The following is a 20271-nucleotide window of genomic DNA, read 5'->3' on the forward strand; positions in this document are numbered from 1 at the left end:
AGGCTAAAAAATGGCAAATTCTGCAATTAACCCGGCATGGGCTGAACTCATCCTTGCTGTGAAACAAAATGTGAAGCCCGCAGTCGGCTGCACAGAACCTATTTCGCTGGCGCTGGCAAGCGCATTGGCCGCCTCGCATCTCGCGGGGCCAGTGACACGCATCGAGGCTCGCGTTTCACCGAATCTAATGAAAAATGGTATGGGCGTTACCGTTCCGGGAACCGGGATGGTCGGCCTGCCTATCGCTGCCGCGGTGGGTGCGCTCGGGGGCGACCCACTTGCGGGACTGGAAGTGCTCAAAGGCGCGCCGGTTGAGGCGATTGCCGCCGCGAAGTTACTGCTGGCGCGTGGCGATGTGAAGGTCAGCATTCAACAACCGTGCGATGAGATTTTATATACCTGTGTGACGGTATTTACCGCCCATGAGTCGGCAACGGTAGTCATCGCGGGCGAACACACGCGAGTCATCAGAATCGAGAAAGACGGTGATGTGCTGTTTGATGCCGCTGAAAATTGCCAGGTGGAAGGGAAGGCGCAAACCTGCTCTATGGAAAAGGTAAGCCTTGAGCAGATTGTTGAGTTTGCGCAGTGCGTCCCCTTTGATGATATTGGTTTTATTCTCGACGCGGCCTTGTTGAATAACGAGCTTTCCCGTGAAGGTTTGCGGGCGCAGTACGGTTTGCATATCGGTTCGACGTTACAGCGTCAGCTGGATCGTGGCCTGATGGCAAAGGATCTGTTGAGCGATATTATGATTCGCACTGCCGCCGCTTCTGATGCCCGTATGGGAGGCGCGTGTCTTCCGGCAATGAGCAACTCAGGTTCAGGTAATCAGGGCATCGCGGCGACAATGCCGGTGGTTGTCGTGGCTGAACATCTCGCCTGTGACAGTGAAAAACTGGCGCGGGCGCTGATACTGTCGCATCTGACGGCGATTTATATTCACCATCAGTTGCCGTCACTCTCTGCGTTATGCGCGGCAACCACCGCAGCAATGGGGGCGGCGGCAGGGATCACCTGGTTAATCGACGGCAGCTACAAGAGTATCTCAATGGCTATCAGCAATATGATTGGTGATGTTAGCGGGATGATTTGTGATGGGGCTTCAAACAGTTGTGCGATGAAAGTGTCTACCAGCGCCGCTTCGGCATGGAAAGCGGTGCTGATGGCGCTCGATAATACGTCGGTCAGCGGAAATGAAGGGATCGTTGCTCACGATGTGGAGCAGTCGATCCGTAATCTTTGTGCCCTGGCAAGCCAGGCGATGCAGCATACCGATCGTCAGATCATTGCGATAATGGCGAATAAGGTCGCGTAATTCAGAGGCTGGCTTCTTCTTCCGCCAGCCGTACATCTGCTTCGACAACAATCGCTTCCAGTTCGTTGAGCATCTCGTCGTAACTCAGCTCGATATCAGCGGTTGTTGTCGCAACCACAACCGCTGACACTGCTTTTTTGGCCGTTTTCTTCGTCGATGATTTCTTGCTCACGGATAACTCCTGTTGGTCCATTCCTGATACTGGTCAGACCGGTAAATCTATCAGTAATGCTCGCAATGGGGTATCCGCAACTAGCGTAATGTTAGCCTCGTCACGGATAAAAGCGCCATCGCCACAGGTCAGCCCTTCTTTTTCCTCGGTGGCGGTGACCGCGTGAACGGTTCCGTGAATCGACTGTAAATAAGCGCGTGGCCCATGTAACTGGAAGCTTAACTGCTGGCCTTTTTCCAGTTCAATCTGGTGAATCCACACTTGCTGGCGCAGTTGCAGGCTCTCATTGCGTCCATCTGGTGAGGCCAGTAATTGCTGCGGCCCATCTGAAAGTGTGAGTTTTTGCACCAGCGGATTCTCGCGCTCCGGGCAGGCATCTAACCACAGCTGCATGCGCGTGAGAGAGTGCTCTTTGCTGAGGTTATGCTCGCTGTAACTCAGCCCCGGTTGAGTCGAAAGCAGTAAGGCTTCACCCGCTTTGGCCTGAGCGTGGTTGCCTTCGCTGTCGCGATATTCCGCTTCACCTTCGAGTATCAGATTAAGAATATCGACCTTTGGATAGGTACGCGGCTGGAACGATGCGCCGGGCGCTAACACTTCCTGGTTGAGAACGCGCAATGAAGCATAGCCCAGCAATTTCGGGTCGAAATAGTGACCGAAGGAAAACGTATAGCGGGCTTGCAGCCATCCATAGTCCGCTTTCCCACATTGTTTGGCAGTTCTTGGCGTAATCATAATTTTTTGACCTCTTTTTACACTATGACCATGGTAAAACTCTGGACGCTTCATTGTTAGCCAGTTAATCTGCTTGGTATGTTCAAATTTCCTGAATGAGAACGAGATGGCTAAAGAGAGAGCATTGACGCTGGAAGCATTGCGGGTCATGGATGCCATTGACCGACGCGGAAGTTTTGCCGCAGCCGCTGATGAGCTGGGGCGCGTGCCGTCGGCACTGAGTTACACCATGCAGAAACTGGAAGAAGAGCTGGATGTCGTACTGTTTGACCGTTCAGGCCATCGCACCAAATTTACTAATGTCGGGCGCATGCTGCTCGAACGCGGGCGAGTTTTGCTCGAAGCTGCTGAAAAACTCACAACCGATGCGGAAGCGTTGGCAAGAGGCTGGGAAACGCATCTCACCATTGTGACCGAGGCGCTGGTGCCTACGGCGAAACTTTATCCGTTAGTAGAAAAGCTAGCCGACAAAGCCGACACGCAGCTTTCGATTATTACAGAAGTGCTGGCAGGTTCGTGGGAGCGTTTAGAGCAAGGACGTGCGGATATCGTGATTGCGCCGGATATGCATTTTCGTTCGTCGTCAGAAATTAACTCGCGCAAGTTGTACAAAATATTGAGCGTGTATATCGCGGCACCTGATCACCCGATCCATAACGAGCCGGAGCCACTTTCGGAAGTCACTCGTGTGAAATATCGCGGTATTGCGGTCGCGGATACCGCGCGTGAACGCCCGGTAATCACGGTGCAGTTGCTGGATAAACAGCCGCGCCTGACGGTGAGCAGCATGGAAGATAAACGCCAGGCGCTGCTGGCAGGTTTGGGTGTGGCGACGATGCCTTATCCCCTGGTGGAGCAGGATATAGCCGAGGGACGTTTGCGCGTGGTGAGTCCTGAATATACCAATGAAATTGACATTATTATGGCGTGGCGACGCGATAGTATGGGTGAGGCGAAAGCCTGGTGCTTGCGTGAAATTCCAAAATTATTGAAGTAGTTGTTATGCCCTAACCCTCTCCTGAGGGAGAGGGTTAGGGCGAGGGGGCAAAGCATTATTCGCTGACTAATCTAGCATCCATCGCTTTTGGATCTGAACCGAATTTATTCTCACCCGGCGTGCCGTTCTGGCAGTTAAACGCCAGAATAATCAGCCAGCCGACAATCGGGATTAACAGCAACAACAGCCACCACGCTGAACGATCGGTATCGTGCAGGCGGCGGAACTGCACGGCCCAGTAAGGCAGGAATATCAGCACACCATAAATGGTCGTGAGCAGACCTTCATCTTTCGCAATCCGTAGCCCTAACATTTTGTCCAGAATGCTCAATACGCCAGTCAGCACAAGGTTGACGAGGATGAACATCCAGAACTCTTTACGGCGCGCACGTCCACTGAAGCCAACATAATTTCTTAATACTTTGAAATACCAATCCATTTTTAGCCTGCCTTAAAAGTAATCAATTACTTGATCTGTAAGCGATCTAATTCAAGAATAGCCGTGAATGGATTTTACGTAAATCATAGCTTGGGTGAATTTTATCAACCCTGGTTAAACCGCTCGTCGCGCCCGTGTGGCTCATTTAAATCCTGAGCTGGCCCGACAGAAATAATGCCGGTTGGGTTAATGGTTTTGTGGCTGCGATAATAATGGTTACGGATATGTGCGAAATCGACGGTCTCCGCAATGCCCGGCATCTGATAAATATCGCGCAGGAACCCGTAGATATTCAGGTAATCGCTGATGCGGTGTTTGTCGCATTTAAAATGTGTGACATAGACCGGGTCGAAACGCACCAGTGTTGTCCACAGGCGAATATCGGCCTCTGTGAGCTGGTTGCCCGTTAAATAACGATGCTGACCGAGGATTTGCTCGACGCGCGCCAGGGATTCAAACACTTTGGTCACGGCTTCATCGTAGGCTTCTTGCGAGGTGGCAAAGCCTGCTTTATACACGCCGTTATTGATGGTGTCGTAAATCCAGCCATTCAGCTCGTCAATCTTGCCGCGTAATGCCGTTGGGTAGTAATCCCCGGCGCGAGCGCCTTTGGCATCAAATGCAGTATTTAGCATACGGATGATTTCAGCCGATTCGTTGCTGACAATCGTCTGCGTTTTCTTATCCCATAAAACGGGAACGGTTACGCGCCCGGTGTAATCGGGGTCGGCTTGCAGATAAAGCTGATAAAGATATTCGTGCTGATACAAGCCATCGCCGGTGGCATTCGGGAAATCGTCGTCAAACGTCCAGCCATCTTGCAACATCAGCGGGTTAACCACGGATACAGAAATGAAAGACTCGAGGCCTTTAAGGGCGCGCATGATTAACGTGCGGTGCGCCCAGGGGCAGGCGAGGGAAACATACAGATGGTAGCGGTCTTTCTCAGCGGCGAAACCACCTTTACCGCTCGGGCCCGGCTCACCATCTGCGGTCAGCCAGTTACGAAATGCTGACTCCGAACGTTTGAAGCTGCCACCGGTCGATTTGGTGTCATACCAGACATCGTGCCAGACGCCGTCAATTAGCTGTCCCATGTTTTCATTCCTCTTCGTAGACTTTAAAAACAAAAAAGCGAAGGGATTAACCTTCGCTTTTAGTGAAACTAAGTATAGAGCCTTACCAGTTTTTCTTCAGCAGGCGGTCGATGCTGTATGCGCCCGGTCCGAAGATAGCCAGCAACAGATAACCACCGGCGATGGTGAAGTTCTTCATAAACATGGTTGAGTTCATGCCCTGGCTGAAATCACCGTGGAACAAGAATGCAGTCAGAATCGTGAACACCGCGGTAATAATCGCTGTGGTACGAGTAAAGAAACCGAACAGAATCGCCAGGCCGCCGCCGAACTCAAGCAAAATGGTCAGTGGCAGCAAGAACCCTGGGACGCCCATCGCTTCCATATATTGTTGGGTGCCGGCATAACCGTTGATTTTGCCCCAGCCTGCCACGATGAACAGAATTGGCATCAAAATACGAGCTAACAGTACACCAGCATCATCTAATTTTTTCATTTTACTCTCCAGCGAATCTCTTGTGGGTGCTATCAGCCCAGGGATGTTTGTTTTTGCAATTTCCGGTAGTTACCGGTGACTGCGGTTGATGTGGGGAATAATAAGCGGGGCGTTAAGGGATTGTTAGCAAGGAATTCTGTCGATGTTCTTCAATATTACTGATTAATAAAAACGCCGCCTGAATAAGGCGGCGTTGCGAGTTAATGAGTTTGCTGTTGGATGGTGTTGCGAATCAGGCGCCAGGCGCTCCACGCGCCAAAACCTCGTCTGGCCCAGCGCATCAGGAAACTGGGATGCCTCACCGTCCAGACAGCCATTACGCTGCTGGCGATTAATGCATAACTGCGTAAGCTCAGTAACGTGTTCCAGCCGCGATCGTACGCGACAGTCGCCTCTAGCCAGTCGCGTTTACCCGCACTTAAATCCAGCCGTTGTTGTTGAATTTGGCTGAGTAAAAATGCTTTGCGCCTTTCAAGCTTACGGTCACTCATGGCTTGTCATCTTCCAGTAGCGCACGGTCGTTTTCTAGCTCGCGTCGGGTATGGCGTAGGAGGGTGGACTGGCGCGATTTATGGAGCGTCCAGATCCCGCCAATAAAGGCTAATGCCAGCAATACGACGGTTGTCGCAATCATGGCATTCAGACGATATTGCGGTTCGACCGCCCAGAAAACCAACACCACCAGACTCATTAAGCCAAATGCGGCAAATAGCATGGTTAACCCAAGCATTAGCAGCAACTGGACGAGATGCGCTTTCTCCTCTTCCAGTTCGACAACGGCAAGTCGCACGCGCGTCTCCACCATCCCAACGATGATGGTGACGAGGCGCTGACCGATTCCGAGGACACCTTTTCCCGGCCCTTGAGGTTGATGGGATTCAGGCATAATTAACGGCGAGTCAGTAGGACACCGAGCACGACGCCAATCGCCGCCCCAATACCAACGCCAGTCCATGGATTTTCACGAACGTAATCGTCAGCTTTTGCCGCCGCTTCTCGGGTTTGTTTGGCAATCACATCACCAGTATCACCCAGGCGCACACGGCTTTCTTTCAGGGCTTTTTCCGCTTTGCCACGCAATTTTTCGAGTTCGGACTTCGACTTATCCGTTGAGGCACTCAGCACCTCTTCAAGGGTATCTGCCAGGGATTTCAGCTCAGCGCGCAAATGTTCTGAAGTAGTATCTTTAGACATAGTTCTCTCCTGGGTTTTTATTAGGTTTTCTCAGTGGGAATGCTTAATAATCACGGGACTGCAATGTCTTCAGCTCATGTTCAGCTTCGGCCAGTTTTTGCTCCCGCTTAGCAATTTTATCCGCGTCGCCTTTGGCGCGCGCTTCTTCCAGGTCGGCCTTACGCTCGGTGATTTCGGCTTTTTGTTCGTTGATTTTCTTCTGATGTGCTGCGCGTAAGCTGCTGTCGGTGCAATTAGCGCGAACTTCTTTCAACGCTTTATTAAGCCCATCGACACGACTCTGGTTCTGGTGTTTCTCCGCATAGCCAATTTCTCGCTGGATATCTTGTTCTTTTTCACTGCACAGCGAGCTAGCTTGTGCGGCAGATGTCAGAGATAACAAGGCGATAGCCAATACGGTACGAGTGTTCATGATAAAAAACCTTCCATTGTGAATGTACGTTTAGCCGCAAGGTAAAGCACACAAAGATCCAGAAATCAGACGAAAATGATGATTTGTAGCGATTTAAGTCAAAACAAGCATAGTCAGAAACTGAGTAAAAACCCAATCCCTGTTAACAAATTAGGATTTCAGGAAAGGGCTAACCAATGCGGATATTTTCATTAAGGACGCGAGTAAGCCAGGTGCTGGCACTGTCAGCTTCTTCTTGTTGAGCAATGACATAGCCATGCGGCAGTGTTTTGTACAACACGGCTTTGGCGGCTTCACTTTGCGCGCTTGAATCAAATTTGATCAATAAAGAATTGTTTTCAGGGGTAATGCTTTTAAAGCGAATACCGTTGGCATCCAGGTGATGCCAGACAAAAAAGCCATCAGGCATGCTGATACCTTGCTGGCTTGAGCGTATTTCAAGTGTAGATTCAGAGCGTTGCATGCCAGACCAGATAAGCAAGGCCCCCAGCGCAATGGCACTGACTAACATCGTGGCCCGAAAGCCACGAAAAAAGCGTGTATTCATCGTCATCCCTCTCTAACTGCGGTTACCGTATTTTTTACGCCAGAGCACAATCAACGAACCGAACAGGCCAATGACCAGTAACACCACTGGCAACAGCATCAGGCAGGACATCAATGCATCTTCATATTTCAGGAATACCGGCGTCTTTCCGAGCAGATATCCCAGCGTGGTGAGGATCAGTACCCATAACAGGCCACTCATCCAGTTAAAGAACTGGAAGCGCGCATTATTCAGACCCGATAAACCCGCAATAGTCGGTAACAGGGTGCGAACAAATGCAATGAAACGACCAATCAGTAATGCAGACAGGCCATGTTTATGGAACAGGTTGTGTGCACGCTGGTGATAGTGAGCGGGGAGGTGCGAAAGCCAGTTTTGTACGATTCGCGTATTCCCAAGCCAGCGCCCTTGAATATAACTGAGCCAGCAACCGAGACTCGCTGCGGTTGTTAACAGTAAAACAGTTTCCGGAAAACCCATTGCTCCTTTGGCAATCAGCACGCCAACCAGGACCAGTAAGCTATCACCAGGCAGGAAAGCTGCCGGTAACAGGCCGTTTTCAAGGAATAAAATCATGAATAAAACGAAGTAAAGCATGCCAATCATTCCTGGATTGGCGAGCGTTTCAAAATCCTGGCTCCACAGAGCGTTCAATAGTTGCGTCAAAAGTTCCATTCAGTGTTCCTGGCACATCGGTTGAGACCGCTGATCAAAGTCAGCCTGGCTGAACTCGGCTTTTTTGTTGTGTTTCTTGTGTAGTTGCCGATATGCATTCCATTTTTAATCGCCTGCTCGTGGCACCACTCCGTGTGAATACGACCAGACTGGTGAAAGGCAAAGCTTACACCGACAATGAAATTGCATCTAATTGTAACAAAGCTCTGGCTCATGCGTCACAGTATTTGTGCTTTGTTGAGGATTGATTTTGATGACTCGCAGAGGGGCTGGCGAGGGTATTTACAAACGCTGACACTATTGGTTGGTTTGCTTACCCTCGCGCGGGAAAATGACTATTTTTGACCGTTTGCTGCCGTATCGAGATGAATGACAGGATTATCTGCAAATAAATAGCGGTCCGCATTGAATTCGAAATCGTCGCTGGTTGCGTCAAACAGCATCTGTTTGGTGTTTTCAAGGTGCTGCCACATCGCCAGTTTAGCGGCATGAGGGTCTTTACGAATCAGCGCTTTAAGAATTTGGTCATGATCGTCACACCAGTTATCTGCGGTGCGCTTATCAATGTGCTCGTGAAGTTTTTTCCAGTACGGGTTATGAATTCGCTGGCTCCACATTTTCTCAACGATAGCTGCCAGGGCGCTATTTTGCGACGCTAAAGCGACTTGTGTGTGGAAATGAAGGTCCCACTCTGAATCCTGGAAATTGTGCTCATTACGAGCCATTTCCTGAATTTCCATGAGCTTCACGATATCTTGTTTCGTGACCTGGGTGGCGGCAAATTCTGCGATATTGCTTTCGATTAACTGACGCGCTTGCAGCAGCTCAAAAGGCCCAAAGCTTGCGAATTCAAACTGTTCATCAGGAAGGTTGGTGTATTTAGCCTGGTTTGACATCACGTGAATGCCAGAGCCTTTGCGGACTTCGACGTAACCTTCTACTTCCAGCATGATAATCGCTTCACGAACCACAGTGCGGCTCACGTTCTTCTCTTCAGCAATAAAACGCTCTGCCGGGAGTTTTTCCCCAACGAGATAAACACCGTTTTCGATGCGTTGTTTAAGTTCAGCGGCCAATTGCTGATAAAGACGACGTGGTTCCATAACTTCCATCTGTAGCTCCGGGAAAAGTCCTGCGGGTAACCCTATTTGTTATACCACTTTTCAAAGTTAGGCTCTACATTGCGCAGACAGAAAAGCCGCCAGAGCGGCGGCTTTTGTATATAAATTGCGAGTCCGATTACGCTAACGCTTGTTTCGGCTTCTGCGAGTCGTTCAACTCGCTGATTGGTTTGTTTTGCAGAACGGTCCAGATAACGATAGCACCGAGGATATCGAACACGGCCAGCGCGGCAAACAGTGGGCTGAAGCCAAGGGTATCAGCCAGTGCGCCAACAACCAGTGCAAACAGGGTGCTCGCAGTCCAGGCCGCCATGCCGGTCAGACCGTTTGCGGTTGCCACTTCGTTACGACCAAACACGTCAGAAGACAGAGTGATCAGTGCGCCAGACAGTGACTGGTGAGCAAAGCCACCCACACACAGCAGGGCAATTGCAACGTACGGGCTGGTGAACAGGCCGATAGTCCCTGGAGCAATCATCAGAATCGCGCCCATGGTCACAACCAGTTTACGGGACACAATCAGGTTTACGCCGAACACACGCTGGAACAGCGGTGGCAGATAGCCGCCTACGATACAACCCAGGTCAGCAAACAGCATTGGCATCCAGGCAAACATCGCAATGTGTTTCAGGTCGAAGCCGTAAGCTTTAAACATGAACAATGGGATCCAGGCGTTGAAAGTCCCCCACGCTGGTTCTGCCAGGAAACGTGGCAGGGCGATACCCCAGAACTGACGGTTCTGCAGGATTTTCCATGCGCTCATTTTTTTGCTGTTGTTGGTCTGGTGATGAGCTTCCTGACCGCCAATGATGTATTCACGTTCTTCTTCGGAAAGACGTTTCTGGTCGCGTGGGTGTTTATAGAAAATCAACCAGCACATTGCCCATGCAAAGCTCAGGACACCAGAGATGATGAATGCCATCTGCCAGCTGTGCATCACAATCGCCCAGACCACTAATGGTGGAGCAATCATACCGCCGATAGACGAACCGACGTTAAAATAACCTACGGCGATAGAACGCTCTTTAGCCGGGAACCATTCGCTACTGGCTTTCAGGCCTGCAGGGATCATGGCTGCTTCAGCAGCACCGACGGCACCACGAGCGATGGCCAAGCCACCCCAGCTCCCTGCCAGCGCAGTTGCACCGCAGAAAATTGCCCAGGCGACAGCGAAGAAGGCGTAACCGACTTTTGTACCCAACACATCAAGCGCATAACCCGCAACAGGCTGCATGATGGTGTAGCAAGCTGAATAGGCGGCGATAATGTAGGAATATTGCTGTGTGGAAATATGCAACTCTTGCATCAGCGTAGGTGCTGCCGCTGCAATTGTGTTACGAGTCAGATAACCCAGTATGGTACCCATGGTTACCAGAGCTATCATGTACCAACGCAAGCCTTTAATCTTTCCCATTTGGAATCTCATCCCGTCTTTGTAATCAACCACATAACATGTGGTAAACGTCCAGCATTGCTGCCAGGTCGTCTGTTCTTTAGAAGGGGTTCATTACCGGGGGTATTACCCAGTACGACCCGTACCTTGCCATATAAAAAACTATCCAGTGGCAAATTCGGTTTCCGTACCGTGATGCGCTGTTATTGATATCAGCGTCTGAAGTAAATCCATTACGTCTGTTTTGCGACGGCAGGAAAGATAACTTGTCATACAGCTTCAAAAGTTGAGTGATATCACAAAAGTGTCGATCTGCTCACTCTAAGGGGGTAGGGGCTTTCAGGCCAGAACTGGCGCGGGATAAGGGTTCTTTTTAAACACTATATTAACAATAAAAGTATGGTTTTTGTGACGCAGACCTCAAAAATCCGCTCGGTCTCAAGAAATTGGTGTGATAACTTTATTTGCATTATGCGCAAGCATCGAACTGCTATGAACAGAGGAACCTACAATGGCCCAGTTTATGACTGAAGATTTTCTTCTTGATACCGAATTCGCCCGCCGTTTGTACCATGAGTTTGCAGCCGATCAGCCAATCTTTGACTATCACTGCCACTTGCCACCACAGCAGGTTGCTGAAGATTATCGTTTTAAAAACCTGTATGACATCTGGTTAAAAGGCGATCACTACAAGTGGCGCGGCATGCGTGCAAACGGCGTGGAAGAGCGTCTGTGTACTGGCGATGCGTCTGACCGTGAGAAATTCGATGCCTGGGCTGCGACTGTTCCGCACACTATCGGTAACCCGCTCTACCATTGGACTCACCTCGAACTGCGTCGTCCTTTCGGCATCACGGGCAAACTGCTTTCCCCAACTACTGCTGACGAAATCTGGAACGAATGTAACGAGTTGCTGACTCAGGACAGCTTCTCTGCGCGTGGCATCATGAAGCAGATGAACGTGAAGATGGTCGGCACAACGGATGACCCAATCGACGATCTGCGTTTCCATCGCCAAATCGCGCTCGACGCGTTTGAAACCAAAGTGCTGCCAAGCTGGCGCCCGGACAAAGCGTTCAACATCGAGCAAGGCACTTTCGTTGAATACATGGGCAAACTGGCTGAAGTTTCTGATACCGACATCCGTCGTTTCAGCGACCTGCAAACTGCACTGAGCAAGCGTCTGGACCACTTTGCAGCACACGGCTGTAAAGTATCCGACCACGCATTAGACGTTGTTTTGTTTGCAGAAGCAGACGAAGCGACTCTGGATGGTATCCTGGCGCGTCGTCTTTCCGGTGCGACTCCAACTGACCACGAAACTGCACAGTTCAAAACTGCGGTTCTGGTTTGGCTGGCGGCTGAATACACCCGTCGCGGCTGGGTTCAGCAGTACCACATCGGTGCGCTGCGTAACAACAACCTGCGTCAGTTCAAACTGCTGGGGCCTGATGTGGGCTTTGACTCCATCAACGACCGTCCAATGGCTGAAGAACTTTCTCGCCTGCTCAGCAAGCAAAATGAAAACAACGAACTGCCAAAAACAATTCTGTATTGCCTGAACCCACGCGATAACGAAGTGTTGGGCACCATGATCGGCAACTTCCAGGGCGAAGGTATGCCAGGAAAAATGCAGTTTGGTTCCGGTTGGTGGTTCAACGACCAGAAAGACGGCATGGAGCGTCAAATGACGCAGCTCGCGCAATTGGGTCTGTTAAGCCGCTTTGTGGGCATGCTGACTGACAGCCGTAGCTTCCTGTCATACACCCGTCACGAATACTTCCGTCGCATTCTGTGCCAGATGATTGGCCGTTGGGTGGAAGCCGGCGAAGCGCCAGCAGACATCAAACTGCTGGGCAGCATGGTAGAAAACATCTGCTTTAACAACGCCCGAGACTACTTTGGCATTGAACTGAACTAATCAGGCTTTGAGGTTGATATGCAATACATCAAGATCCATACGCAAGATAACGTCGCTGTTGCGTTAGTGGACCTGGCCGAAAGTGAAGTCGTTACCGTAGAAGGTGCAGAGGTAACTCTGCGCCAGCCGGTGCTTCGCGGCCATAAATTTGCGCTGGTTACCATTGCGCAAGGTGAGAACGTTGTTAAATACGGTTTACCGATTGGCCATGCTTTGGCGAAGATCGAAGCCGGGGAGCACATTCACTCACACAACGCGCGTACTAATCTGAACGATTTGGATGAGTATAGCTATCAACCTGATTTCCAGTCTCTTGCAAGCCAGGCGGCAGACCGCGAAGTGAGCGTTTACCGTCGTGAAAACGGCAATGTGGGTGTGCGTAACGAGTTGTGGATCCTGCCGACCGTAGGCTGTGTTAACGGTATCGCGCGTCAGATCCAGAACCGTTTCCTGAAACAGAACAATGATGCCGAAGATATCGACGGTGTGTTCCTGTTCAGTCATCCGTTTGGTTGTTCACAGCTGGGTGAAGATCACATTAACACCCGCACCATGCTGCAAAACATGGTGCATCACCCGAATGCGGGTGCGGTGCTGGTGATTGGCCTGGGTTGTGAAAACAACCAGGTGAGCGCCTTCCGTGAAACGCTGGGTGAATTTGATGAGTCCCGCGTGAAGTTTATGGTTTGCCAGCAGCAGGATGACGAAGTTGAAGCCGGGCTTGAGCAACTGCAAGCCCTGTACGAAGTCATGCGTCACGACAAGCGTGAACCAGGCAAAATCAGCGAGCTGAAGTTCGGCCTGGAATGCGGCGGTTCAGACGGTTTGTCCGGCATTACGGCGAACCCAATGCTTGGCCGTTTCTCCGACTACATGGTGGCGAATGGCGGCACGACTGTGCTGACAGAAGTCCCGGAAATGTTTGGCGCAGAACGCATTCTGATGAGCCATTGCCGCGATGAAGCGACGTTTGAAAAAACCGTCACCATGGTGAACGACTTCAAACAATACTTCATCGAACACAACCAGCCGATCTACGAGAACCCATCACCAGGGAACAAAGCTGGCGGTATCACGACGCTCGAAGAAAAATCCCTCGGCTGTACGCAAAAAGCCGGTGAGAGCGAAGTGGTTGATGTCCTGCGTTATGGCGAGCGCCTGAAAACGCCTGGTCTGAACTTGTTAAGTGCACCTGGTAACGATGCGGTTGCCACCAGTGCGCTGGCTGGCGCAGGTTGCCACATGGTGCTGTTCAGTACCGGGCGCGGTACACCGTACGGCGGTTTTGTGCCAACGGTTAAAATCGCAACCAACAGTGAACTGGCCACTAAAAAGCCACACTGGATCGATTTTGACGCAGGCAAACTGTTGCACGGCAGCGACATGAACACACTGCTGACAGAGTTTATCGACACCATTGTTGATATCGCTAACGGTAAGAAAACCTGTAACGAACGTAATGATTTCCGCGAGTTGGCTATCTTTAAGAGCGGCGTCACGTTGTAAAGCGTTGAGCAGGTGCTAACATGAAACGGCATTTTGATATTCGGAATGCCGTTTTTTTTCGCCTCATGTTTACTCACAAGGATTTGTCATGACCGCGTATTGGGTTGCCCAGGGCGTCGGGGTTCTCGCCTTTGTGGTTGGTATTACCACGTTCGTTAACCGTGATGAACGGCGCTTCAAGTTACAGCTGGCGGGTTACAGCGCCATTATCGGTGTTCACTTCTTCTTGATGGGCGCAAGCCCGGCGGGCATGAGCGCGGAACTTAACGCAATCCGAACCGTCATTTCCCTGCGCACTCGCAGTCTGTGGGTGATGGGGATTTTTATCGCACTGACGCTTGGGTTGGGACTATCTAAATTTAACCACGCCATGGAATTGCTGCCGATATTCGGCACCGTCGCCAGTACCTGGGCATTATTCCGTTGCAAAGGGCTGACCACACGCTGCGTGATGTGGTGCTCTACCGCTTGCTGGGTAACACATAACTTCTGGCTTGGCTCGATTGGCGGAACGCTCATTGAAGGGAGTTTTCTGGTGATGAACGGCCTGAATATCATTCGTTTCTGGCGTATGCAGAGGCGAGGAATTGATCCGTTTAAAGTCGAAAAAGAAGTGCAGCAACAAGAAGGATAACTCCCTGCCTCGCAAGACAGGGAGCTTTGAGCATTAACCGCGTAACGGATTGTTGTCCGCCAGGCGTGCATCTTCAGCCTGGCAAGCCGCTGCGGTAAACAGCACGTCGGTGGAGGAGTTCAGCGCGGTTTCGCAAGAGTCCTGCAACACGCCGATGATAAAGCCGACGGCAACCACCTGCATGGCAATCTCATTCGGAATACCGAACATACCGCACGCCAGTGGGATCAGCAGTAAAGAACCACCCGCCACACCAGACGCTCCGCAAGCACACAATGAAGCCACAACGCTCAGCAGAAGTGCGGTTGGTAAATCAACCGGCACGCCCAGAGTATTCACCGCAGCCAGAGTCAGAACGGTAATGGTGATTGCTGCGCCCGCCATGTTGATGGTTGCGCCTAACGGGATGGATACAGAATAGGTATCACGGTCCAGATTCAGCTTCTCGCACAGCGCCATGTTCACGGGAATGTTGGCCGCAGAACTACGTGTGAAGAAGGCGGTTACGCCACTCTCACGCAGGCAAGCGAACACCAGTGGGTACGGGTTGCGGCGAATTTTGATGAACACCAGCAGTGGGTTGATGATCAGCGCCACGCCGAACATACAGCCAACCAGCACCAGCAGCAGTTGCGCATAACTCCACAGCGTTTCGAAGCCTGTCGTTGCCAGTGTTGATGCCACCAGGCCGAAGATACCGATTGGGGCAAAGCGAATCACCACTCTCACGATGAACGTCACCGCGTCGGAAACATCGTTAATCAGGTTTTTGGTGCTTTCATTGCCGTGGCGCAGAGCAAAGCCCAGGCCCACAGCCCAAACCAGAATCCCAATATAGTTTGCATTCAGCAGTGCATGAATTGGGTTAGCAACCATGCTCAACAGCAAGTCGCGCAGAACTTCCACAATGCCTGACGGTGGCGTGATATCTGTCGCGCCAGTCACCAGATGCAGCGATGACGGGAACAGGAAGCTGACCACTACAGCGGTTAGCGCGGCGGTGAATGTTCCCAGAAGATAGAGCACCAGAATCGGACGGATGCTGGTTTTCTGGCCGTGTTTATGGTTGGCGATTGACGCCATCACCAGCATCAGAACCAGCACCGGTGCGACAGCCTTCAATGCGCCAACGAACAGGGTTCCGAGTAACCCGACGGCAATGGCCGCAGGTTTTGAAATTGCCGCCAGTGCGATACCCAGCACCAGACCGACGAGAATCTGCTTTACCAGACTGCCTTGTGCCAGGCGTTTAAGAATACCCGGAGATTGTGTAGCCATGAATAACCTTCCTGTGTTGTATGTCGTCCCATCCTGTGTCGGTACTCTGAGGTACTTTTTTGACCGGATGTAAAGAAATGTGTTTGCCTGGTCGAGTATAAGGAAATGTCGCGGGGTAGTAAGTAGTAATCACTGATTATTTCGACGCAGGCTAGGTTTTATAACTAATAATTAACAAATTCGTGACATTAGCAACATTTCTCACCGCGGATGCTATAAAAAGAAAAACCCCGCCACCAGGGCAGGGTCATGAAGCTTTTCGTAGGTCGGATAAGCGATAGTGTCATCCGACAAAAAAATATTACTTTGCGAGTCTCTTCTGATCGTTACGGTAGTTCACGATAGCGTTAATAATTAACGTCAACGCCAGAATACCGCCCACCACGCCAAGCGAAATCGCGATTGGGATGTGGTAGAAATCGACAATCATCATCTTCACGCCGATGAACACCAGGATAATCGACAGGCCGTACTTGAGCATGGAGAAGCGTTCAGCCACGCCAGCCAACAAGAAGTACATCGCGCGCAAGCCGAGGATGGCAAACAGGTTCGACGTCAGCACGATGAACGGATCAGTCGTTACCGCGAAGATTGCCGGGATACTGTCGACCGCGAAAATCACGTCGCTCAGTTCAACCAGAATCAGCACCAGCAGCAATGGTGTTGCGAACAAAATACCGTTCTTACGAATAAAGAAGTGCTCGCCTTCAATTTTATCCGTCATGCGCAGGTGGCTACGAATCCAGCGCACCAGCGGTTTATCGCCAATGCCGCCTTCATCTTCTTTCGCCAGCGCCATTTTGATACCGGTGAACAGCAAGAATGCGCCGAACACGTACAGCAGCCATTCGAACTGGGAAATCAACCAGCTGCCCGCGAATATCATAATGGTACGCAGCACAATCGCACCCAGCACGCCGTAAACCAGCACGCGGCGCTGCAATGCAGCAGGAACAGCAAAGTAGCTGAACAGCATCAGCCAGACGAAGACGTTATCCACCGCCAGCGCTTTTTCAATCAGATAACCGGTGAGGAAGGCGAGGGCTTGTGTATCCGCCACTTCACGGCCAGATGTCCCGGTGAGATACCACCAGAATGCTGCGTTAAACAGCAGCGAAAGCGAAACCCAGACCAGGGACCAGACGGCCGCCTGCTTCATGGACATGGTGTGCGAGCCTTTACGTCCCTGAAGAAGGAGGTCGATAGCCAGCATGATGACGACCACGACGGCAAAACCGCCCCACAGTAATGGAGTGCCGACACTATTCATAAAATTATTCCTATAAAAACAAAAACGGCCAACGTCGGAAGACGCCAGCCGCTAATGCTTGCAACAGGGATCTCGCCTTCCGGCAAGGTCTCACTTACAACGTTTTGAACGTTGCTCGGTAACCGGGTGCTTTCACACCGTAATGACGATTAACCGACAATGAAGTTACTCCCCTTTGCGGGTAACAAAATATTACGAATGCTACAATTCGTCAACATGCTGCTACCCCGCTTTTACACACCTTTACGCCGGTAGCTGTACAGAGACATCATCCGCCGGGAATTTCACGCCGGTTTGTGCGCGGATCTCGGTACTCAAGGCCGCAGTAGAACGCGATGTCACCAGACCTGGATGATTCACTTCGTTGTCATTGACCAGACGAGCAAAGACTTCGGCTTCATAAAGCATAGTATTAATATGCTGTGGCAGCGTCAGATCCTGCGGTTTGCCGCCGCGTGGAATAAAGGTGATGCGTTGGCATTCAGAGATTTTCTCAATCACCAGCGAACCGCCTTCGCCTTGAATTTCGCTTGGGATAGTTGAGTCGCTCACTTTTGAGTGCAGCAGATTCACATCGAAATCGCCGTAATTCATCTGCACCGAACCGTGCGCATCGACACCGCTTTCCAGCAGGCTGGCGGTCGCGTGAACCGAATACGGCTCGCCCCACAGCGCAACCGCCGAGGCCAGCGTATAAAAACCGATATCCATAATCGAGCCGTTGGAAAACGCTGGATTAAAAGTATTAGGGTTTTCGCCATCAAGATAACGCTGATAGCGCGAAGAATACTGGCAATAGTTGAGCAGCACTTTGCGGATTTTGCCCACTTTCGGCAACGCCTGTTGCAGGGCGATAAAGTTCGGCAGGCTGGCCGTTTTAAACGCTTCGAACAAAACCACCTGGTTTTCACGCGCGCAGGCAATAGCCGCTTCCACTTCACGCAAATTAGACGCCAGTGGCTTCTCGCAAATCACATGCTTTTTGTGGCTGAGAAACAACAACGTTTGCGGGGAGTGCAGAGAATTTGGGCTGGCGATGTATACCGCATCAATGGCGTCGCTCTTCGCCATCGCATTCAGATCGGTAAATAGGTGTTCTACCGGATAGTCGCTGGCAAAACTTTGCGCCTGTTCCAGCGAGCGGGAGTAGACCGCGGTAAGTTTATATTTGCCACTTTCGTGGGCAGCATCGACGAACTGACGGGTGATCCAGTTAGTTCCAATAACAGCGAGGCGTATCATAAACGGGTGCTATCTCCGAAGGCGGGGTGTGTTTGAAAGACTATCACGATGTATGGGGAAAACCAGTGGTGGGCACCGCAGATTTTGTTGGCTTTTGGTGCCGTGATTTGGCTTCCGCACAGGCTTAAGAGTACAACCAACTGATGATGCGCTGGTTTTTTCAGCACTTAGCACGTAATCGGTAGAATGGGGCTTGCAAGGTTAAGCACGACAGGTATAATCCCCAACGTTTTCCGCATACCTCTTCGTGCCGAAGTGGCGAAATCGGTAGACGCAGTTGATTCAAAATCAACCGTTGAAAGACGTGCCGGTTCGAGTCCGGCCTTCGGCACCAAAAAGTACAAAATCGACGTCTACTGACGTCTTTTTTTGTCTCTAAAATCCAGCAGTTACGCTGTTTATCCCCTTATCTTTGTCTCCTGACGTCTACTCATATCTATCAACATCTACCCACTATTGATGGTATAACCGTTGGTATTCTCGATTCGATAACATTTGATACCAACAGTTGGGGGTTAGCCAATGGCACTCACTGATATCAAGGTAAGAACGGTAAAGCCGTTAGATAAACCCTTCAAACTCACTGATGGTGAGGGGATGCACCTTCTCATAAATCCAAATGGGTCAAAATACTGGCGTCTGCAATATCGCTTTGGTGGTAAGCAAAAGATGTTGGCTTTAGGAGTCTACCCAACCGTCACTCTTGCTGATGCTCGTAAGCGACGTGAAATAGCGAAAAAGTTGATATCTGATGGTATCGATCCAGCTGAAAAGAAAAAAGAGGACAAGATTGAACAAAACGGTTCGACTACCTTCGAATCGGTAGCCAGAGATTGGCATGCCTCTTGTAGTAAAAAATGGTCTTCTTCTCATAGTGAACGTGTATTGAAGAGTTTGGCTGATAATCTTTTCCCCTCCATTGGCAAAAGCAAAATTTCTGATCTCAAAACAAGAGATTTGCTCACCCCTATCAAAGTTGTTGAAGCATCCAAGCGTTATGAAGTTGCTGCTCGTCTACAGCAGCGAACGACAGCAATAATGCGTTATGCCGTCCAAAGTGGGTTAATTGAATACAATCCTGCACAAGAAATGGCGGGAGCAATAGCTGTCGCGAAGCGTGAGCATCGGCCTGCTTTAGATTTTGAACGCATACCTGAGCTTTTAGACCGTATCGAAAGCTTTAAAGGTAGAAAGTTAACCAAACTAGCCGTCAAGTTGACCTTGATGGTATTTATACGATCAAGTGAGCTTCGTTTTGCTCGATGGTCAGAAATTGATTTCGAACGTGCTATGTGGACCATTCCTGCAGAACGTGAACTGCTGGAAGGAGTAAAACACTCTCATCGTGGTTCAAAAATGCGCACACCTCATCTTGTTCCGTTAAGCCGACAGGCACTGGTAGTTTTGAAAGAGATTCAAGCTATCAGCGGAGATCATAATCTGATTTTCATTGGTGATCACAATCCTGAAAAACCAATGAGTGAAAACACTGTGAATACAGCTCTCCGGGGGATGGGGTATGACACTAAAATCGAGGTATGCGGTCATGGTTTTAGAGCAATGGCTTGCAGTGCTTTGATAGAGTGCGGATTGTGGTCAAAGGATGCTGTGGAGCGCCAGATGAGCCATCAAGAACGTAATTCTGTGCGTGCCGCTTACATTCATAAAGCTGAACATCTGGATGAACGTCGTTTGATGGTTCAGTGGTGGGCTGATTATCTTCAAGAGAATAGATTGAAGTCTGTTCAACCATTTAGATTCAAAAAATAAATGAAAATAAGCCTCGATAAAATATAGTATATTGTGTCGAGGTCAATGGTGAATGTATTTCGAGCATTTAGCTCT

22 protein-coding genes and 1 tRNA gene are annotated in these 20271 nt (G+C 50.4%); 7 read left to right on the plus strand and 16 right to left on the minus strand.

Annotated elements, in window-relative coordinates:
- Window positions 1-10: 10 nt before the first annotated feature.
- Window positions 11-1318, plus strand: a complete 1308-nt coding sequence (locus tag M2371_RS18510) for a serine dehydratase subunit alpha family protein (RefSeq protein ID WP_259268406.1) — start codon at window positions 11-13, stop codon at window positions 1316-1318.
- A 1-nt stretch (window position 1319) separates the two neighbouring features.
- Here M2371_RS18510 and M2371_RS18515 read toward each other — a convergent pair whose 3' ends face one another.
- Both M2371_RS18515 and M2371_RS18520 read right to left on the minus strand, forming a co-directional pair.
- Complete coding sequence (locus M2371_RS18515) at window positions 1320-1490, minus strand: hypothetical protein (protein WP_232062499.1); 171 nt, start codon at window positions 1488-1490, stop codon at window positions 1320-1322.
- 33 nt (window positions 1491-1523) lie between these two features.
- A complete protein-coding gene (locus tag M2371_RS18520; protein ID WP_259268407.1) occupies window positions 1524-2225 on the minus strand; it encodes a pirin family protein in 702 nt (233 codons plus the stop codon).
- A 106-nt stretch (window positions 2226-2331) separates the two neighbouring features.
- Between M2371_RS18520 and M2371_RS18525 the strand changes: the two genes are divergently transcribed.
- On the plus strand, window positions 2332-3222 hold the full coding sequence (locus M2371_RS18525; protein ID WP_259268408.1) for a LysR family transcriptional regulator: 891 nt from the start codon (window positions 2332-2334) through the stop codon (window positions 3220-3222).
- Between the two features lie 55 nt (window positions 3223-3277).
- Here the strand turns inward: M2371_RS18525 and M2371_RS18530 are convergent, their stop codons facing one another.
- The 11 genes from M2371_RS18530 to M2371_RS18580 form a co-directional block, all read right to left on the minus strand.
- Complete coding sequence (locus M2371_RS18530) at window positions 3278-3661, minus strand: DUF805 domain-containing protein (protein ID WP_115631162.1); 384 nt, start codon at window positions 3659-3661, stop codon at window positions 3278-3280.
- Between the two features lie 104 nt (window positions 3662-3765).
- The gene (locus tag M2371_RS18535; RefSeq protein ID WP_259268409.1) at window positions 3766-4758 is read right to left on the minus strand and encodes a glutathione S-transferase family protein; all 993 of its coding nucleotides are present in this window, start codon (window positions 4756-4758) and stop codon (window positions 3766-3768) included.
- An 82-nt stretch (window positions 4759-4840) separates the two neighbouring features.
- Window positions 4841-5233, minus strand: a complete 393-nt coding sequence (locus M2371_RS18540; protein WP_172895628.1) for a DoxX family protein — start codon at window positions 5231-5233, stop codon at window positions 4841-4843.
- A gap of 200 nt (window positions 5234-5433) precedes the next feature.
- Window positions 5434-5724 (minus strand): YqjK-like family protein, encoded by a 291-nt coding sequence (locus tag M2371_RS18545; RefSeq protein WP_172895627.1) that lies wholly within the window; start codon window positions 5722-5724, stop codon window positions 5434-5436.
- Window positions 5721-6119 (minus strand): phage holin family protein, encoded by a 399-nt coding sequence (locus tag M2371_RS18550; RefSeq protein WP_034493038.1) that lies wholly within the window; start codon window positions 6117-6119, stop codon window positions 5721-5723. The genes M2371_RS18545 and M2371_RS18550 overlap by 4 nt, the downstream gene beginning before the upstream one ends.
- A gap of 2 nt (window positions 6120-6121) precedes the next feature.
- Window positions 6122-6427: a YqjD family protein gene (locus M2371_RS18555; protein WP_034461328.1), complete on the minus strand. Its 306-nt coding sequence runs from the start codon at window positions 6425-6427 to the stop codon at window positions 6122-6124.
- Between the two features lie 43 nt (window positions 6428-6470).
- Window positions 6471-6839 carry a DUF1090 domain-containing protein gene (locus tag M2371_RS18560; protein WP_259268410.1) on the minus strand — a complete coding sequence of 123 codons (369 nt, stop codon included), beginning with the start codon at window positions 6837-6839 and terminating at the stop codon, window positions 6471-6473.
- A gap of 169 nt (window positions 6840-7008) precedes the next feature.
- Complete coding sequence (gene mzrA / locus M2371_RS18565; RefSeq protein ID WP_172895626.1) at window positions 7009-7386, minus strand: EnvZ/OmpR regulon moderator MzrA; 378 nt, start codon at window positions 7384-7386, stop codon at window positions 7009-7011.
- A gap of 12 nt (window positions 7387-7398) precedes the next feature.
- Window positions 7399-8061, minus strand: a complete 663-nt coding sequence (gene yqjA, locus M2371_RS18570) for a DedA family general envelope maintenance protein YqjA (RefSeq protein ID WP_034493047.1) — start codon at window positions 8059-8061, stop codon at window positions 7399-7401.
- 335 nt (window positions 8062-8396) lie between these two features.
- On the minus strand, window positions 8397-9173 hold the full coding sequence (exuR, locus tag M2371_RS18575; RefSeq protein WP_034493050.1) for a transcriptional regulator ExuR: 777 nt from the start codon (window positions 9171-9173) through the stop codon (window positions 8397-8399).
- A gap of 127 nt (window positions 9174-9300) precedes the next feature.
- Window positions 9301-10596 (minus strand): MFS transporter, encoded by a 1296-nt coding sequence (locus M2371_RS18580; protein ID WP_034493053.1) that lies wholly within the window; start codon window positions 10594-10596, stop codon window positions 9301-9303.
- 490 nt (window positions 10597-11086) lie between these two features.
- Between M2371_RS18580 and uxaC the strand changes: the two genes are divergently transcribed.
- The 3 genes from uxaC to M2371_RS18595 all read left to right on the plus strand — a co-directional run bounded on the left by uxaC (window position 11087) and on the right by M2371_RS18595 (window position 14636).
- Window positions 11087-12496 (plus strand): glucuronate isomerase, encoded by a 1410-nt coding sequence (uxaC, locus tag M2371_RS18585; RefSeq protein ID WP_034493055.1) that lies wholly within the window; start codon window positions 11087-11089, stop codon window positions 12494-12496.
- 18 nt (window positions 12497-12514) lie between these two features.
- Window positions 12515-14002: a UxaA family hydrolase gene (locus M2371_RS18590; RefSeq protein WP_172895625.1), complete on the plus strand. Its 1488-nt coding sequence runs from the start codon at window positions 12515-12517 to the stop codon at window positions 14000-14002.
- 88 nt (window positions 14003-14090) lie between these two features.
- The gene (locus M2371_RS18595; RefSeq protein WP_259268411.1) at window positions 14091-14636 is read left to right on the plus strand and encodes a YgjV family protein; all 546 of its coding nucleotides are present in this window, start codon (window positions 14091-14093) and stop codon (window positions 14634-14636) included.
- Window positions 14637-14669: 33 nt separating this feature from the next.
- Here the strand turns inward: M2371_RS18595 and sstT are convergent, their stop codons facing one another.
- From sstT to M2371_RS18610, 3 genes are all read right to left on the minus strand, one after another.
- Window positions 14670-15914, minus strand: coding sequence for a serine/threonine transporter SstT (gene sstT / locus M2371_RS18600; protein ID WP_172895623.1), 1245 nt, complete (start codon window positions 15912-15914; stop codon window positions 14670-14672).
- Between the two features lie 301 nt (window positions 15915-16215).
- Window positions 16216-17184: a TerC family protein gene (locus tag M2371_RS18605; RefSeq protein WP_034493062.1), complete on the minus strand. Its 969-nt coding sequence runs from the start codon at window positions 17182-17184 to the stop codon at window positions 16216-16218.
- A 243-nt stretch (window positions 17185-17427) separates the two neighbouring features.
- Entirely contained in the window at window positions 17428-18426 is a 999-nt protein-coding gene (locus M2371_RS18610) for a Gfo/Idh/MocA family protein (protein ID WP_172895622.1), read from the minus strand.
- Window positions 18427-18675: 249 nt separating this feature from the next.
- Between M2371_RS18610 and M2371_RS18615 the strand changes: the two genes are divergently transcribed.
- Both M2371_RS18615 and M2371_RS18620 read left to right on the plus strand, forming a co-directional pair.
- A tRNA-Leu gene (locus M2371_RS18615) sits at window positions 18676-18760 on the plus strand.
- 188 nt (window positions 18761-18948) lie between these two features.
- Window positions 18949-20196, plus strand: a complete 1248-nt coding sequence (locus M2371_RS18620) for a phage integrase central domain-containing protein (RefSeq protein ID WP_259268412.1) — start codon at window positions 18949-18951, stop codon at window positions 20194-20196.
- Window positions 20197-20271: the final 75 nt, after the last annotated feature.

Origin of the sequence: Buttiauxella sp. BIGb0471 (genome assembly GCF_024807715.1) — a bacterium.
GTDB lineage: Bacteria > Pseudomonadota > Gammaproteobacteria > Enterobacterales > Enterobacteriaceae > Buttiauxella > Buttiauxella agrestis.

What these genes read in the sequence shown, in the direction of transcription:
- M2371_RS18510 (WP_259268406.1), top strand. Translation starts at nt 11, where the DNA reads ATGGCAAATTCTGCAATTAACCCGGCATGGGCTGAACTCATCCTTGCT.
- M2371_RS18520 (WP_259268407.1), bottom strand. Translation starts at nt 2,225, where the DNA reads ATGATTACGCCAAGAACTGCCAAACAATGTGGGAAAGCGGACTATGGA.
- M2371_RS18525 (WP_259268408.1), top strand. Translation starts at nt 2,332, where the DNA reads ATGGCTAAAGAGAGAGCATTGACGCTGGAAGCATTGCGGGTCATGGAT.
- M2371_RS18530 (WP_115631162.1), bottom strand. Translation starts at nt 3,661, where the DNA reads ATGGATTGGTATTTCAAAGTATTAAGAAATTATGTTGGCTTCAGTGGA.
- M2371_RS18535 (WP_259268409.1), bottom strand. Translation starts at nt 4,758, where the DNA reads ATGGGACAGCTAATTGACGGCGTCTGGCACGATGTCTGGTATGACACC.
- M2371_RS18540 (WP_172895628.1), bottom strand. Translation starts at nt 5,233, where the DNA reads ATGAAAAAATTAGATGATGCTGGTGTACTGTTAGCTCGTATTTTGATG.
- M2371_RS18545 (WP_172895627.1), bottom strand. Translation starts at nt 5,724, where the DNA reads ATGAGTGACCGTAAGCTTGAAAGGCGCAAAGCATTTTTACTCAGCCAA.
- M2371_RS18550 (WP_034493038.1), bottom strand. Translation starts at nt 6,119, where the DNA reads ATGCCTGAATCCCATCAACCTCAAGGGCCGGGAAAAGGTGTCCTCGGA.
- M2371_RS18555 (WP_034461328.1), bottom strand. Translation starts at nt 6,427, where the DNA reads ATGTCTAAAGATACTACTTCAGAACATTTGCGCGCTGAGCTGAAATCC.
- M2371_RS18560 (WP_259268410.1), bottom strand. Translation starts at nt 6,839, where the DNA reads ATGAACACTCGTACCGTATTGGCTATCGCCTTGTTATCTCTGACATCT.
- mzrA (WP_172895626.1), bottom strand. Translation starts at nt 7,386, where the DNA reads ATGAATACACGCTTTTTTCGTGGCTTTCGGGCCACGATGTTAGTCAGT.
- yqjA (WP_034493047.1), bottom strand. Translation starts at nt 8,061, where the DNA reads ATGGAACTTTTGACGCAACTATTGAACGCTCTGTGGAGCCAGGATTTT.
- exuR (WP_034493050.1), bottom strand. Translation starts at nt 9,173, where the DNA reads ATGGAAGTTATGGAACCACGTCGTCTTTATCAGCAATTGGCCGCTGAA.
- M2371_RS18580 (WP_034493053.1), bottom strand. Translation starts at nt 10,596, where the DNA reads ATGGGAAAGATTAAAGGCTTGCGTTGGTACATGATAGCTCTGGTAACC.
- uxaC (WP_034493055.1), top strand. Translation starts at nt 11,087, where the DNA reads ATGGCCCAGTTTATGACTGAAGATTTTCTTCTTGATACCGAATTCGCC.
- M2371_RS18590 (WP_172895625.1), top strand. Translation starts at nt 12,515, where the DNA reads ATGCAATACATCAAGATCCATACGCAAGATAACGTCGCTGTTGCGTTA.
- M2371_RS18595 (WP_259268411.1), top strand. Translation starts at nt 14,091, where the DNA reads ATGACCGCGTATTGGGTTGCCCAGGGCGTCGGGGTTCTCGCCTTTGTG.
- sstT (WP_172895623.1), bottom strand. Translation starts at nt 15,914, where the DNA reads ATGGCTACACAATCTCCGGGTATTCTTAAACGCCTGGCACAAGGCAGT.
- M2371_RS18605 (WP_034493062.1), bottom strand. Translation starts at nt 17,184, where the DNA reads ATGAATAGTGTCGGCACTCCATTACTGTGGGGCGGTTTTGCCGTCGTG.
- M2371_RS18610 (WP_172895622.1), bottom strand. Translation starts at nt 18,426, where the DNA reads ATGATACGCCTCGCTGTTATTGGAACTAACTGGATCACCCGTCAGTTC.
- M2371_RS18620 (WP_259268412.1), top strand. Translation starts at nt 18,949, where the DNA reads ATGGCACTCACTGATATCAAGGTAAGAACGGTAAAGCCGTTAGATAAA.